Annotated in this window: 10 protein-coding genes, 1 pseudogene and 1 other annotated feature (1 of these 12 running past the window's edge); of the genes and pseudogenes, 3 read left to right on the top strand and 8 right to left on the bottom strand. The window is 73.1% G+C overall.

Going from position 1 to position 15,000, the window contains the following annotated elements; genetic code table 11:
• Positions 1-130, bottom strand: a sequence feature (most likely nonfunctional fraction of RNA operon); it reaches 4,054 nt to the left of the window's first position.
• Between the two features lie 710 nt (positions 131-840).
• Together A2U95_RS18440 and ptsP are read left to right on the top strand one after the other, a co-directional pair.
• Positions 841-1,290, top strand: a complete 450-nt coding sequence (locus A2U95_RS18440) for a PTS sugar transporter subunit IIA (RefSeq protein ID WP_166025358.1) — start codon at positions 841-843, stop codon at positions 1,288-1,290.
• Between the two features lie 117 nt (positions 1,291-1,407).
• A complete protein-coding gene (gene ptsP, locus A2U95_RS18435; protein ID WP_166023920.1) occupies positions 1,408-3,087 on the top strand; it encodes a phosphoenolpyruvate--protein phosphotransferase in 1,680 nt (559 codons plus the stop codon).
• 48 nt (positions 3,088-3,135) lie between these two features.
• On the opposite strand, the gene A2U95_RS18430 is transcribed toward ptsP, so the two are convergent.
• The 7 genes from A2U95_RS18430 to A2U95_RS18400 form a co-directional block, all read right to left on the bottom strand.
• Positions 3,136-4,056 (bottom strand): hypothetical protein, encoded by a 921-nt coding sequence (locus A2U95_RS18430; RefSeq protein WP_166023918.1) that lies wholly within the window; start codon positions 4,054-4,056, stop codon positions 3,136-3,138.
• A 125-nt stretch (positions 4,057-4,181) separates the two neighbouring features.
• A complete protein-coding gene (locus A2U95_RS18425; protein ID WP_166023916.1) occupies positions 4,182-6,149 on the bottom strand; it encodes an acetoacetate--CoA ligase in 1,968 nt (655 codons plus the stop codon).
• A 144-nt stretch (positions 6,150-6,293) separates the two neighbouring features.
• Positions 6,294-6,830 (bottom strand): NUDIX domain-containing protein, encoded by a 537-nt coding sequence (locus A2U95_RS18420; RefSeq protein WP_166023914.1) that lies wholly within the window; start codon positions 6,828-6,830, stop codon positions 6,294-6,296.
• Positions 6,831-6,922: 92 nt separating this feature from the next.
• Positions 6,923-7,732, bottom strand: a complete 810-nt coding sequence (locus A2U95_RS18415) for a M15 family metallopeptidase (RefSeq protein WP_166023912.1) — start codon at positions 7,730-7,732, stop codon at positions 6,923-6,925.
• A gap of 209 nt (positions 7,733-7,941) precedes the next feature.
• Entirely contained in the window at positions 7,942-8,361 is a 420-nt protein-coding gene (locus A2U95_RS18410) for a DUF742 domain-containing protein (RefSeq protein ID WP_166023910.1), read from the bottom strand.
• Positions 8,362-8,369: 8 nt separating this feature from the next.
• Complete coding sequence (locus tag A2U95_RS18405) at positions 8,370-8,804, bottom strand: roadblock/LC7 domain-containing protein (protein ID WP_166023908.1); 435 nt, start codon at positions 8,802-8,804, stop codon at positions 8,370-8,372.
• Positions 8,801-11,281 (bottom strand): sensor histidine kinase, encoded by a 2,481-nt coding sequence (locus A2U95_RS18400; RefSeq protein WP_166023906.1) that lies wholly within the window; start codon positions 11,279-11,281, stop codon positions 8,801-8,803. The genes A2U95_RS18405 and A2U95_RS18400 overlap by 4 nt, the downstream gene beginning before the upstream one ends.
• A gap of 210 nt (positions 11,282-11,491) precedes the next feature.
• Between A2U95_RS18400 and A2U95_RS18395 the strand changes: the two genes are divergently transcribed.
• Complete coding sequence (locus A2U95_RS18395) at positions 11,492-11,965, top strand: hypothetical protein (protein ID WP_240957361.1); 474 nt, start codon at positions 11,492-11,494, stop codon at positions 11,963-11,965.
• 136 nt (positions 11,966-12,101) lie between these two features.
• On the opposite strand, the pseudogene A2U95_RS18390 reads toward A2U95_RS18395, so the two are convergent.
• Positions 12,102-15,000 (bottom strand): annotated as a pseudogene (locus tag A2U95_RS18390) (hypothetical protein); the annotation flags it as partial.

Raw genomic sequence — 15,000 nt, 5'->3', positions numbered from 1 at the left:
AAGGGCAGATTGCCCACGTGTTACTCACCCGTTCGCCACTAATCCCTCCCGAAGGAGTTCATCGTTCGACTTGCATGTGTTAAGCACGCCGCCAGCGTTCGTCCTGAGCCAGGATCAAACTCTCCGTGAATGTTTACCCGTGATCGGGTGACACATCACGAGAGCGGAACCGCGGGCGGAATGAGCCCGACGGTTCACAGCGTCCTCGCTGTGTTTTCTTCAAAGGAACCTCGACCAACCGGAGACCGGCTGGACGGGGTATCAACATATCTGGCGTTGACTTTTGGCACGCTGTTGAGTTCTCAAGGTGCGGACGCTTCCTTCGTACTCACCCTCGCGGGCTTTCCTCCGGGCGCTTCCTTCGTTTCCGACTCTATCAGACCGTTTCCGTTCCGATTTCCTCGGTGCTTTCCAGTCCGGCGCTTCCGCGCTTTCCTTCGTTTCCGACTCTATCAGACCGTTTCCGTTCCGATTTCCTCGGTGCTTTCCAGTCCGGCGCTTCCGCGCTTTCCCTTCCGGCGGTTCCGACTCTATCAGCCTTTTCCCTTTCCTCGATCACCGCTCCTGGCGCGTGCCAGAGGAGTGATCTTGGAGGAAGATCTGAAGGAGTTGGAGTGCTGCCCGGGTGGCGGTGCTGCGATCGCTCGCAGTCGCTCGTTCCCGAACAGGTGTAAGACTCTACACACCTCCGGCCGGTAGAGGCAAATCGCTCAGGGGAACCTTCTTCAGACACCCCGGGCGGCCAAGACCCTGGCTCGGGGCATCCCGCGGCATAGGCTGCCCTGCGCGTGGTGCCCACCGTCCGCCGTGACCGCTGTTCGGCTCTGGGAGGCCTCCTTGATCCTCACCGTGACGTCCCCCCTCGCGGGCCGGGTCATCGCACTGGACACGGTCCCCGACCCCGTCTTCGCGGAGTCCATGGTGGGCCCGGGGACGGCGGTGGAGCCGACCGGAGGGGCGGTGGCCGCGGTCGCTCCGATCGACGGCGTCCTGGTCTCCCTGCATCCGCACGCGTTCGTCGTGGTGTCGGACGACGGCCGGGGCGTCCTGGTGCACCTGGGCATCGACACGGTGCAACTGAACGGCGAGGGGTTCGAACCCCTGCTGCGAAGGGGCGACGCCGTCCGTCGTGGAGACGTCGTCGTGCGGTGGGATCCGGGGGCCGTGGAGTCGGCCGGCAGGTCGCCGGTGTGTCCGGTGATCGCGCTGGAGGCCATGGCCGATTCGCTGACCGGGCTCACGGCCGGCGGTCGCGTCGTGGCCGGTGACCAGCTCTTCGTCTGGGAGTGACGCAGCGGCCGCCGGGCGTTCCCGCTTCTGCCGAGTGAGGGCAGGGCCGTCACACTGGCATGCAGGGATCAGCCGGGCGCCCCCACGGGTGCGCTCTCGCACGAGTGGACGGGTGAGATGGAGACGACGCTGCGGGGCGTAGGAGTCAGCCATGGTGTCGCGGTCGGGGAGGTGCGGCACATGGGGACCGCTGTGCTGGAGCCGCCGGCCAGGCAGATCCCCGTAGCCGACGCCGAACGTGAGCAGCGAAGGGCCCGGCAGGCCCTGAACGCGGTGGCCGCCGATCTGACCGCGCGGGGCATTCTGGCGGGTGGCGACGCGCAGGCGGTGCTGGAGGCCCAGGCGCTGATGGCCCGGGATCCGGAGCTGCTGGCCGACGTCGAGCGGCGGATCGCGGTCGGGAGCACCGCCGAGCGGGCCGTGTACGACGCCTGCGCGGCGTACCGCGATCTGCTGCTGGGAGCCGGCGAGTACCTGGCCGGCCGGGTCGCGGACCTCGAGGACGTGCGCAACCGGATCGTCGCGCGGCTGCTGGGCGTGCCGATGCCCGGTGTGCCGGACAGCGACGAGCCGTACGTACTGGTGGCCCGGGACCTCGCTCCGGCGGACACCGCGCTCCTCGACACCACGCTCGTGCTCGGCATCGTCACCGAGGAGGGCGGGCCGACCAGCCACAGCGCCATCCTGGCCCGTGCCCTCGGGGTGCCGGCTGTGGTCGGGGTGCCGGGGGCGGCGGAGCTCGCCGAGGGGACCGTGCTCGCGGTCGACGGGAGCACGGGCGAGGTCGTCGTCGATCCGTCCGAGGAGCGGCAGGACGGGCTGCGGGCTCTGGCGGAGCGGCTGAAGACCGAGCTGGCCGCCGCCAAGGAGCCGGGGCGCACCTCCGACGGGCACCTCGTCCCGCTGCTCGCCAACATCGGCAGTCCGGCGGACGTGGCGGCCGCCGTGGAGGCGGGGGCCGAGGGTGTGGGACTGCTCAGGACCGAGTTCCTCTGTCCGGACGACGGGGAGGGCAAGGGCGGGGTTCCTTCCGAGAGCGGCCAGGCGGAGGCGTACCGGGAGGTGCTGTCGGCCTTTCCCGGCCAGCGGGTGGTGGTGCGGGTACTGGACGCGGGCGCGGACAAGCCGCTCGGGTTCCTGACGGCCGGCGACGAGCCCAATCCGGCGCTCGGCATGCGCGGGGTGCGGACGCTGCTGCGGCATCCCGAGGTGCTGCGCACCCAGTTGCTGGCGCTGACGAGGGCGGCGGAGGGTCTTCCGGTGCACCTCGAGGTGATGGCGCCCATGGTGGCCGACCGGGCCGACGCGCGCGCCTTCGCCGAGGCCTGCCGGGCCGCGGGACTGCGTGCCTCGGTGGGCGCGATGGTGGAGACGCCGTCGGCCGCGTTGCGGGCCCGGTCGTTGTTGCGTGAGGTCGAGTTCCTTTCGGTGGGGACGAACGACCTGGCGCAGTACGCGTTCGCGGCGGACCGCCAGGCGGCGACGCTGTCCCGGCTGCAGGATCCGTGGCACCCGGCACTGCTGGATCTGGTGGCGATGACGGCCGAGGCCGCCCGCGGGGAGGGGAGGAGTTGCGGTGTGTGCGGCGAGGCGGCGGCCGATCCGCTGCTCGCCTGTGTGCTGACCGGGCTCGGGGTGACCTCCCTGTCGATGGCGCCGGCGGCGCTGTCCCGGGTCCGGGCGGCGCTGGCCACCTGCACCCTGGCGCAGTGCCGGCGGGCGGCCGCGGCGGCCCGGTCCGCGGACAGCCCCGAGGAGGCGCGGCTGGCCGCGCGTGCGGTGCTGTCCGGGGAGTGAGGGCCCGCCGCGGGGACGGGCCGCGGGCCGCCTCGGCACGTGGTCCCGTCAGTGCGGGTGGTTCTGTTCGACCCCCAGGTCGGGTGGCGCGCAGTAGTCGACGTCCGGTTCGGGGGCGATCGGTTCGCCGGTCGTGACGTCGGTGCAGTAGGCGTCGAAGACCTCCCCCGCGGTGAGCGGCTCCAGGCCTTCCGGCCTGAGGCGCCAGCCGTACACGCGGTCGGGTCTGCCGGGGGTGACGGTACGCGTCACCAGGCCGCCCGGGCTGCCGGTGGCGAGACCCAGGGCCAGTACGGCGGTCAGTTCCAGGGCCTCGCCCTCGTCGACGTCCACCGCTCCGTTCTCGCGGCGGTCGGCCTCCAGGACGCTGAACAGCGACTGCGGGAGGGTGCCCACGCTGCAGACCAGGTGGAGGGCGCCGGAGGCGGCCGTGCCGAGCACCGCCCCCAGCAGCCGGGTGGCGTGGGCGAGGGCGAGACGTCCGCGGTCCTCGCCGCAGATGGGGCAGGGTCCGAGGCCCGCCAGCATTTCGGTCGCGTACTCCCAGGTGGCCTGCCGGACGGACTCGTCGACCAGTTCCGGGAGCAGGTCGGCGAGGGGGCGGCCGTCGTAGGGCACGGTCGGGCCGGCCGCGGCGAGTTCGGCGGTGTAGCGGGCGCGGCTGGTCACGGCGTCCGGATCGAGTCCGGCTTCGTCGCAGTACACGGCGTACTCGTCCGGGTCGAACAGGGCGACGCTGGTGTGGTTGCCCTGGGAGGCCCTCGCCCTGAGGAGGGCCTCCATCTGGTCCAGGTACGTCCGGTGGTCGTCGAAGGCGAAGGTGCGGTAGCGCCGCATGGCCGCGAAGTCGTGCTCGTCGGACAGCAGGCCGACGGTGCCGGCGATCTCCCTGCGCAGCAGGCGACGCAGGGACTCCGGGCCGGTGCGGTCGCCACGGGTGGTGCGGGTGGTGCGGTTGGTGCGGGCCATGAATCCCCCAGGTGTGCGAGCGGTCGAACATTGCTCACTCACCGTAACGGCCGCCACTGACAGTGACGGTGACGGAGTGCCAGGAGGAGTGGCGGCGCGGATGCGGTCCGCACCGGGCCCGCGGCTCAGGACCGCTTGCGGGCGAGTTCCTCGTAGAAGGCGAGCAGGCCGATGTCGTCGATCGATCCCGGGTTGACCGCCTTCTCCATCGGTACGCCTTGCAGCAGGCGCTTGACGGGGACCTCGATGCGCTTGCCGGTGAGCGTGTGCGGGACTCCCGGCACCTCGATGATCTCGTCGGGGACGTGACGGGGGGACAACTGCTCGCGGATGGTGCGCCGCACCTTGTCGACCAGCGCGTCGTCCAGCGCGGCTCCCGGCGCGAGCTGGACGAACAGCGGCATCCAGTAGCCGCCGTCGGGCTGCTCCACCCCGATGACCAGGGATTCCTTGATCTCAGGAAGCCGTTCGACGGCCTCGTAGATGTCCGCGGAACCCATCCGGACGCCCTGCCGGTTGAGGGTGGAGTCGGAGCGGCCGTGGATGACCACCGAGCCGCGCGGGGTGATGGTGATCCAGTCGCCGTGGCGCCACACGCCGGGGTAGGTCGAGAAGTAGCTGTCGTGGTAGCGGCTGCCGTCGGGGTCGTTCCAGAAGTGGACGGGCATCGACGGCATGGGGTTGGTGACGACGAGTTCGCCGACCTCGTCGACCAGCGGGTTTCCGCTCGGGTCCCAGGACTGCAGGTCGGTGCCCAGACCCGCCGCCTGGAGTTCGCCGATGTGGACCGGGAGGGTGGGGACGGCGCCGGCGAAGCAGGAGCAGACGTCGGTGCCGCCGCTGACGGAGGCGATCCACAGGTCCTCGCGGACCTCGTCGTGCAGCCAGCGGAAGCCGTCGGGCGGCAGCGGGGACCCGGTGGTGGCGACGCAGCCGACACGGGAGAGGTCGTGGTCGCGCCCGGGGTGGACGCCCGCCTTGCGGCAGGCCATGACGTAGGCGGCCGAGGTGCCGAAGAAGGTGGCGCCGGTCCGCTCGGCGATCCGCCACTGGGCGCCGGTGTCCGGAAAACCGGGGCTGCCGTCGTAGAGCACCACGGTGGTGCCGGTGAGCAGGCCCGACACCAGGAAGTTCCACATCATCCAGCCGGTGGATGTGTACCAGAAGAACCGGTCCTCCGGGCCGAGGTCGCAGTGCAGCCCGAGCTGCTTGAGGTGCTCGACCAGGATGCCGCCCTGGGACTGGACGATGGCCTTGGGCAGGCCGGTGGTGCCCGACGAGTAGAGCACCCACAGCGGGTGGTCGAAGGGCACCTCCTCGAAGACCGGTGCGGTGTCCGACGAGGTCAGGGCGGACCACTCGAGGGCGCCCTCGGGGGCGGCGGTGCCGAGCAGCGGGATGTGCACGACGGCTCGTACGGTGGGGAGTTCCCCGCGCAGTTCGGCGACGGTCTCCCTGCGGTCGTGCTCCTTGCCCCCGTAGCGGTAGCCGTCGACGGCGAAGAGGACGACGGGTTCCACCTGCTGGAAGCGGTCCAGGACGCTGCGGGCGCCGAAGTCGGGGGCGCACGAGGTCCACACGCCGCCCACCGCGGCCGTGGCGAGGAGGGCCACGACGGCCTGCGGGACGTTGGGCAGGTAACCGCTGATCCGGTCGCCGGGGCGGACGCCCAGGGAGCGGAGTTCGGCGGCCAGGGAGCCGACCTGCCGGGTGAGCTCGGCCCAGGTGACGGGGTGCGGCTCCTGGCTCTCGTCGACGTGGAGCAGTGCGGGTTCGTCGGGCCGCTCGGCGGTGGCGCGCAGGGCGTGCTCGGCGTAGTTGAGGGTGGCGCCGGGGAACCAGGCGGCACCGGGCATCGACCGGTCGCCCAGGACACGGCTGTACGGGGTGGAGAAGCGGACGTCGAACCACTCGGTGACGGCCTTCCAGAAGGTCTCCAGCTCCTCCACGGACCACCGGTGGAGGGCGGGGTATCCGCCGTCCGCGGGGGCTCCGTGGTGCTCGGCGGCCCAGGCCTGGAACCGGGTGATCCGTGCTGCGGCGGCCCGCTCGGGCGTGGGCTGCCAGAGCGGGGCGGGGTTCTGGGTGGGCATGAGGTGGCTCCCGGGATCCAGCGCCTGGTGGGCGCATGACGCGGCTGATACGGACGATGTCATGTGATCGTCTTTCGTACCAGGGCGGCCACCACATAGTCACCAGCCAATGTGTAGGGCGTGGCACTACCAGTTGGTGTCGGGTCAGGCGTAGCGGCCTTGGAACCAGTTGCGGACGGCTCGGGTGTGCAGCGGGAAGGCCAGGTCGACGGGCTCGCGCAGCAGGGCCCGGGCGCTGGTCTCCGCGGTGGGGACGAACGGCGGGAGGGTGGCGGCCGGACGTTCGGGGAGCAGCCCGAACACCAGCAGGTGGCCGTTGGGCGAGCTCAGCACGTCGGCCGGCCGGAGGTCGTCCGGGTCGGCCGTGATGCCCGTCTCCTCGCGGAGTTCCCGCACGACGGCCTGCCGCCAGTCCTCGGCGTGGTCGATGAACCCTCCGGGCAGGGCGGTTCCGCCCAGGGCGGGTTCGATGGCGCGGACGATCACGACCAGGCCGGTCCCCCGCTCGTCGCGGACCGGCTGGAGGGCGACGGCGACCGGGAGCGGGTTGCGGTAGGCGACCGTTCCGCAGGCGGCGCAGGTGCGGGGCCAGCCGGAGACGCCCTCGCGGTAGGCGGTCCCGCACGCGGAGCAGTGGGAGCCCGGCGGGTGGACGGCGGTGGGGTGCGGGGAGGTGGGCACGGCCGGAATGTATCCGACCGCGGACGGGGGCGTCTCCGGTTCGGCGGACGGGGCACGGCGGACGGCGGACGCAGGTGCCGTCGGCCGGTGGGTCAGCGGGCGGGGGTGAGGGACGCCTTGGAGACCGGGAAGTCGAAGTAGGTGTCCGGGTAGGGCTCCGGCTTGAAGGTGTAGTGCCACCACTCGTCGGCGTAGTTGACGAACCCGAGGTCCTCCAGGGTGTTCTTCAGCAGCAGCCGGTTGGCCCGCTGCTCGCCCTGGATGCGCGGGTCGAGGGTGTGGGACAGCGTGTCGAAGCAGTCGTAACCGGTCCCCATGTCCAGGGAGTTGTCGGGGAAGCGCTCGGCCTGGGGCGCGAAGCAGGGCTGCAGGGGCCGGCTGGGCACCCACGGTTCGTCGGGGGTGGCCGGCAGCTTGACGACGGTCAGGTCCACCGTGGATCCGCGGCTGTGCCCGGACCTCTCGGCGATGTAGCCGTCGGGGAACAGGCGGGACTTGTCGAGGTTGGGGTAGAACTCGGCCTTCATCCTCGTGTCGTCCACGTCCTTGGCCCAGCGGACGAAGTGGTCGACGGCGCGCTGCGGGCGGTAGCAGTCGTACACCTTCAAGCCGTACCCCTGGGCGCGCAGCCGGGTCTGGGCCCGGCTGAGCGCCTCCGCGGCAGGGCGGGTGAGGATGCAGACCGGCTGCTGGTAGCCGTCCACGCGCTCCCCGACGAAGTTGTGCCGGGTGAAGTAACGGATCTCCTCGATGATCGTCGGGTCCACGGTGCTCAGGGCCACGAAACCGTCCGGCGCGTGCGGTTCGGGAGCCGCCTGCACGGTGGCGGCACCCGCGGTCACGGTCAGCAGTGCGGCGGAGGAGGCGACGAGGGTGCGGGCGGTGACGGGGAGTCTCTTCATGGTCCCTCCGTCTATCAGGACGCCGATCCGCGGGGGAAGGGAGCACCAGAGGGGGACGACCGGCGCTGGAGGGAAATGCTGCCGGGTCTTGAGGCATGAATCGGCGGAGAACGGGAACGAGTGCGCCACGCCCGGCACTCGTGCCGGGTGCGGCGCGGCCCGTACCCCAGTCGGCGGGGGTACGGGCCGTGTTCGTCCGCCGGCTCCGCCTAGAGGGCGCGCAGGCCCGCGATGACGTCGCGCAGCACCGTCTCGTCGACGGCCTCGACCAGGCGGACGGGAGGCTGGACGCGGATCAGCCCGGCGTCGAGCAGATCGGAGAGCAGCACCCTCATGACCCCGACCGGCAGGTCGAGGTCGGAGGCCAGTTCGGCCACCGACCACGCCTGTTCGCGGCAGAGGCCGAGCACGGTGAGGTGTTCGGGGACCAGTGCGGCGAGGACCTCCGGATCGGTCGTCCGGCCCTGGCCGTCCGCCGGGCGGGTGGTGATCATGGCGGTCAGCGACAGCCACTCGCCGGCCGACCCGGCCGTGCGGCCCCTGGTCATGGCGTACGGGCGGACGACCGGGCCGGCTTCGTCGTCGAACCACTGGCGGGAGTCCTCGTCGGCGTGACCGTCTGCGTTCATGCCGGGCCCTACCCGCCGGCGGCCACGTCGTCGCGGGGCGCGGTGCTCAGGTGCGAGCCGACCTTCCGCACCAGCAGGGTCATCTCGTAGGCGACCTGGCCGATGTCGGCGTCCGCGTCGGCGAGCACGGCCAGACAACTGCCGTCGCCGGCGGCGGTGACGAAGAGGAAGGCGTCCTCGAGCTCCACCACGGTCTGCCGGACGGCGCCCGCCTGGAAGTGGCGTCCCACGCCCTTGGCCAGGCTGTGGAACCCGGAGGCCACCGCGGCCAGGTGCTCCCCGTCCTCACGGGTGAGCTCCCTGGACACGCCGGTGGCCAGTCCGTCCCCGGAGAGCACCACGGCCTTGCGGATGTGGGTGACCCGGTCCACCAGGTCGTCCAGCAGCCAGTTCAGTCCCCCCGAGGCCTTTCCCGCCTCGTCGAACGGGTGCGCGGCTGTCATCGATCATCCCTCTTCGTCGTCGCTGGTACGGTTCCGGTCCGCGCTCCCCCGGTCGCTTCCCGGCACGCGGCTCCCGGGCCGGCGTCCCGGCCGGTCCCGGTCTCCACGGCGTCGTTCTCCTCACGGCCCCGCTGCCAGCCGTGCTGGAGCGAGGCCATCCTGTCGCGGAGTTCCTCCGCGTCGCGGGCGGCGGGGTCCGCCTCCTCGGACCGGGCGGGGCGCCGTGCGGCGGAGCCCTGGTCCGGGGAGTCCTTGAGCTGGGGCGCCAGGCTGGCCTGGCGGACCCGGCGGGGCAGGCCGCCGGGAGTACGGGGCTGCTCGATCACCGGGCGCACCGGTCCGCCCGTCGCGGCGTCGTCCTCGCTGTCCGGGACCGCGGTGTGCTCGGCCGCCGGTTCGGCCGCGGGCTCGGCCCGGGGGACACGGAGCCCGCCGCGCGAGGGGGGCTCCCCGCCCAGGGGCTCCTCCATCGTCTCCTGCAGCGGGATGACCTCGACCAGTTCCAGCTCACCGGTCCGTTCGGCCTCGGAGATCCTCTTCCGGGTCGCGACGCGGGCGCGGTCCAGGCGCGGGCCCGAGCCGCCGGTCTCCGGTTCCTCCTCGGTGAGCAGGCTCTCCGGGAGCAGCACGACGGCGGTGGTGCCTCCGTACGGGGACGGCTGGAGGGAGACCTTGACGTCCTGCCGCCGGGCGAGCCGGCTGACCACGAAGAGGCCGAGCCGGTCGGTGTCGGAGAGCTCGAAGTCCGGGGTCTCGGCGAGGCGCTCGTTGGCGTCGAGCCGGGCCTCGGCGGACATGCCCAGGCCGCGGTCGTGGATCTGGAGGAGGAAGCCGGTGCTCAGCCGCTCGCCGATCACCTGGACCGCCGTGTGCGGCGGGGAGAACACCGTGGCGTTCTCCAGGAGTTCGGCCAGCAGGTGGGTGAGGTCGGCGACGGCCGGGCCCTTGACGGAGAGCCGGGGCAGACGGCGGACCTCGACGCGCTCGTAGTCCTCGACCTCGGCGGCCGCGGCGCGCACCACGTCCATGAGGCGCACCGGCTTGCGCCACTGGCGGGCGGGGGCGGCGCCGGAGAGGATCACCAGGCCCTCGGCGTGGCGGCGCATCCGGGTGGTGAGGTGGTCGAGGCGGAACAGGTCGGCGAGTTCGTCGGTGTCCTCGGCCCGCCGTTCCATGGTGTCGAGCAGGGTGAGCTGCCGGTGGAGCAGGACCTGGCTGCGGCGGGCCAGGTTGACGAAGACCTCGGAGACGCCGGCACGGAGTTCGGCCTGCCTGACGGCGGCCTCGACGGCGGCGCGCTGGAGGGAGTCCAGCGCGCGGCCGACCTCGCCCATCTCGTTGCCGGGGAACTCCTTGGGCGGCATCTCGGCGTCGACGTCGATCTTCTCGCCGCCGGACAGGCGCCGCATGACGCCGGGCAGCCTGACTCCGGACGCCTCGTGGGCCTCCCGGCTCAGGCGGCGCAGGTCGCGGACGAGGCCGCGGCCGACCCGCACCGACACGACGACGCTGGCCAGGACGGCGAGCAGGCCGAGGACGCCGCCCGCGACGACCTTGAGGATGATGTTGCGGGCGACCGGGCCGACGCGTTCCTGGTAGCGGTCCGCGGTTTCGTCGTTGAGCCGCTGGAGGTCGGCGAGCGCGGTGGCGGCGGTCCTGTCCCAGGAGCGGGCGGTCATCCGGTCGCGGGGGCTGGTGCTGGTGGCCCGGAGTTCGGCCTTGCCGAGCGTGGTGGCGGTCTCGCCGTTCCAGTAGCTCTCGTGCCGGACGCGGTCCGCCTGCGGGAGCATCGGGAGGCTGACCTCGACGAGCACCGACCGCTGCGCGACCAGGTCGGTGATCTGGCGTATCTCTTTGCCGGTGGGTGCGCCCACCACCAGGGCCGAACCGAGCAGGGCGTCCTCACGGGCCAGCAGTTCGCGGACCCGGAAGAGGTTCACCACCGCCCTGGCCTGCTGGTCGAGTTCGACGGTGTCGGCGGCCGGGAGCGCGGTGAGGAGTTCGAAGCACTCGTCGATCAGGTCGTTGTAGGCGAGGTACGCCTCGGTGCGGTCCGAGGCGCCCCGGTCGACGGCGCTGCGCGCGGTCTCCACGCGCCAGAAGGTCTCGAGGACTCCGTCGAGCTGGCGGTCGGAGGTGGAGCCGAGGGCCTCGCGGACCTCTTCCTCGGCCGCGTTGGCGCGGACCGCCTCCATGGCGTCGTCGGTGGCGGCCCAGCTCCGCATCAGCAGATCGATGTCCGAGGAGGCGGGGCTCGCGAGGTGGACGAGGGTCTGGCGGCGTTCCGCCTGGAGCGCGACGACCACTTCCTCGACCGGGTAGCCGACCTCCTCGACCGCGGTGGCCACCGTGAACATGCGGCTGGCCTCGGTGGTCGTCAGCACACTGGTGAAGGCCCAGATACCGGTCAGGGACATCAGCGGCACGATCAGCAGCGCCACGATCTTCCTGCGGATGGACGTCCCGCGAAAGCGCATGGCCTCCCCCATGTCCGGCCCCCGCTCGTACCGGGGTACACCAGTGCGTCAATCAAACGGCGTGAGCCTACTACTGGGGGGGACCCCTCGAAGAAGGGATCGGACGGTCGAAAATACCTGGCCACCAACGGGCATGGGTAACAGTCAGGTGATTGCGGGAGATTTGTCTCCCGTTTCGGGAATCCTGTGCGCACGTCGATCGTCTTCACGATGTGGGGGTATCAGCGTGCGGACGAAGGGGGTGTCGCGTTGCCGGACACTGCGGAGAAGTTCGAGGAAACCGAATCGGAGGCGCGGGAGCGTCCGTTGTGGGTGGAGGTGCCCGCCCGGCGGCCTCGGCTGCCGGATCCGATCCGGACGGCGGCGGTACGCGCCGGACTCATGACTGCGGTCACCGTCCTGATGGCGGTGGTCGCGTTCCTGCTCACCATGGCCAAGGCGCTGCTGGCCTTCCCGGCGGTGATCGCGGCGGTGGCGGGCATCGTCGCGGCGACCTGGGCGGTGCTCGACGTGTGGGTGACCCGCCAGGTGTGGAACCAGCGGCACGGCGTCGTGTCGGAGCCGAGCAGCACCGCGCGCCGGCTGCGGCGTGAGTGGCGCGCCGCCCGGCGCCAGGAGCGCGCCGTGGAGCGGGAGTTCCGGCGCATACGTCGGCGCGGCGGGCAGCCGGCGGGCACGGTCTGACGACGGCTCCGGTCCCGCCGCGACGCGCCGCCGTCGCGGTGGGACCGCCGCCGTCGCGGCCTGAGGCACGGCCGGCGTCCGGCCGCCGTGCCCCGCGCGGCGGTCGGACCGCTCGCGTTCGGCGGCGGGCCGTCCGTCAGGTGGCCGCGGTCCGGCGGAACATGCGGGTGGCGGTGATCTCGCTGTGCACCGTCTCGCCCTCCCGCACGGGCTGGGGCAGCCCCGGGCGCAGGTGCTCCTCGACGCTGATGTACTTCAGGCCGGCCCGCAGGTCCGCGTCGTTGCGCATCCGGATGACGAGGGGGAACTCCGCCAGCGCGGTCGTGTCGAACAGTCCGGTGGTGTACAGCAGCTGGACGCCCAGCGCGTCGGCCACGGCCCGCTGGAGTTCCAGCAGGTAGGTGGCGTTGGCGCGGCCGATCGGGTTGTCGAGGAAGAGCGTGCCGGCGTGCCGGTGCTTGTCGCGCCCCCGGTCGTTGGAGCGCAGGGCGGCCATGGTGCAGTACAGCGCGATGGCCGCGGTGAGCAGCTGTCCGCCGGAGAACACGTCGCCCATCTGCCCGACGGGCACCCGTTCGGCGCGGAGCACCGCGTCCGGCTTGAGGATCTCCACGGCCACGCCCTTGGGGTGAAGTGCCGCCGCCACGCCCCGCAGCAGCAGGGACATGCCGTCACGGCGCAGGTCGGAGTTCTTCCTCAGCGCTGACCGGGTCGCCTCGTCGACGACCTCGCCGAGCCGTTCGGTGAGGGTGGCCTGGTCGGGTTCCTCGAAGCGGATGCGCAGGAACTCCTGGCCCGACCACTCGCCGAGGCCCTCGGGCAGCCGGGAGAGCCGCTGGGCGGAGCGGAGGGTGGCCAGCGAGGTCTCCACCAGGCCGCGCAGCCGGTCCACGATCGAGTCGCGGTTGCGTTCGAGCTGCTCGAGCTCGTCGGTGAGGACGCGCAGTCGCGGGGCGAACGCGTCGGCCCATGCGCGGGCGTGGTCCGGCAGCGCGGCGGCGGGCAGTTCGCGGATCTGCTGCCGGGCGGGGGTGCGGACCTGTTCGTAGCGCACGGAGTTGGCGTGCCGGACCAGGATGTCGCTCGCCTCGCGGACGGCGGCCTCGGCGGCCGAGAGGTCGGCGGCGCAGCCACGCAGTGAGCGGCGGGCCTCGGCGGCCGCCCGGCGGGCCTCGGCGAGATCGCCCGGGTAGGGCTCCGGCTCCTCGCCGTCCTCGTCGGCGGACTGGTCGCGCAGCAGGTCGCGGAGGAGGGCGGCGGTCTCGTCGAACCCGGAGGCGGCGTCCTCCGCGGCGTGGTGGTCGTCGAGGAGCGCCGCGTGGGTCTCCCGGGCCTCGCGCAACGCCTCGGTGTGCGAGGCGAGTTCGGTCGTCGCGGTGCGCAGGAGCGTCTGGGCGTGCCCGGCGTCGCGCGGGAGGAGTTCCTCGGCGAGGTCGGTGTGGTGCTCGCCCTCCTCGGGGGCCAGTCGTTCGGCGTCGCCGCGCAGCCGGCCGAGCTGCTCGCTGGCCTGGGACATCCGGGCCTCGAGGACCTGCACGAGTTCCTCGGCGCGGGCGGCGGCGGCCTGCCGGGAGGGCCCGTCGGCGCCGTCCGGGGAGGACAGCAGCTGTTCGGCGCGGGTGCGGACCTTGTTGCTCAGGCGGTCGAGTTCGGCGCGGGCGGCGCTCTCGTCGCTCTCCGCCCGGGCCTGTTCGGCGCGCAGGTCGGCGCCGACGCCCACCTTCTCGTAGAGCTGGGAAGCCGCCCGGTACGCCTCGCGGAGGGCGGGCAGGGAGGCGGCCGGCGCGTCGCCCACGGGTTCGGCGGTCCCGTCGGCGTCCTCGGGGGCGCCGGCGATCTCGGCGCGTTCGGCGCGCAGGGCGCGGGCGGTGCGGCGGGCGTCGTCGGCGGCCCGCTGGGCGGCTCGGCGGTCCTCGTCGGCGGCGCGGGCCCGGTCCAGGCATGCCTGGGCGCGCGCCTCCGACTCGGCGGCCTCCTCGGCGAGTTCGCGCAGCCGTGCCTGCCATCCGGCGCGTTCCCGCAGCCGGGAGGCGAGGCCGGCCAGGGCGTCGGCGGCGCGGCGGGCTCGCTGTGCGGCGTCCTGGCGTTCGTCGCGGATCCGGGCGGTCTCGGCGGCGGTCTCCTCCGCCTCGGCCCGGGCGGCGCGGGCCTCGGAGAGTTCGGCCTCGGACTCCTCGGCGAAGACGGCGGCTCCTTCGGCGGCCGAGGCGAGCTCGGCGAGGCGTCCGGCGGGGCAGTCCCGGCGCCAGGAGGCGAGGCGGGAGGCGAGTTCGCGGTCCTTGGTGAGGCGGGCGGCGAGCGCCCGGATGTCCTCGTCCCGGCGGGCGGCGCGGGCGCGCAGCGCCTGGCGTTCCTCGTCGGCGGCGTGTTCGTCGTGCATGGCCGGGTTCGGCGGGACCAGGAACACGGCCCGGTCGTCCGACGCCGGGTCGGGGGCGGGCGCGAGGAGGGCCGCGGCGGTGCCGACGGCGACAGTGGAGCGGGGCAGCAGGGCGGCCTCGGCGAGTGCCTCGCGGGCGCGGGCGTGCGAGTCCGGGTCGGTGATGATCACGCCGTCGACGAGCTCGGGGCGCGTGGCGAGGACACGGGCGTGGTCGGCCGGGTCCACGGCCTGGGCGAGGTAGCGCCAGCCGGGCAGCGCGGGGATGCCCTGTTCGCCGAGGAACTCGACAGTGGCGAGCACGTCGGGGCCGGGCGGCAGCAGACCGCCGTCGCCGAGGGCGCCCAGGATGCGCGCGTCGTCGGCGGCGGCGGTGCGCAGGTCGAAGAGCTGGCGTTCGGCGGAGGCGACCGTGTCGTCGAGCATGCCGCGCAGGTCGTCGGCGAAGAGGTCGAGCTGTTCGGCGGTGAGGCGGCCGTCGGTGAGCTCCGCGGCGGCGGACGGCACGGTTCCGGTCGTCCGGCCGGATGCGGCCGCTGCCGTGGAGCCGCCCGGGCGGGACGCGGGGGCCGCGCCTCCGGCGGCGGACGCGTCCTCACCGGTGCCGCCGGCCTCGCCCGCGCCGCCGGCCTCACGCCGGCGCGGGCCGGGGACG

The sequence above is a fragment of the Streptomyces chilikensis genome, from assembly GCF_001642695.1.
Taxonomy (GTDB): Bacteria; Actinomycetota; Actinomycetes; order Streptomycetales; family Streptomycetaceae; genus Streptomyces; species Streptomyces chilikensis.
This window is presented reverse-complemented; position numbering and strand designations above follow the sequence as displayed.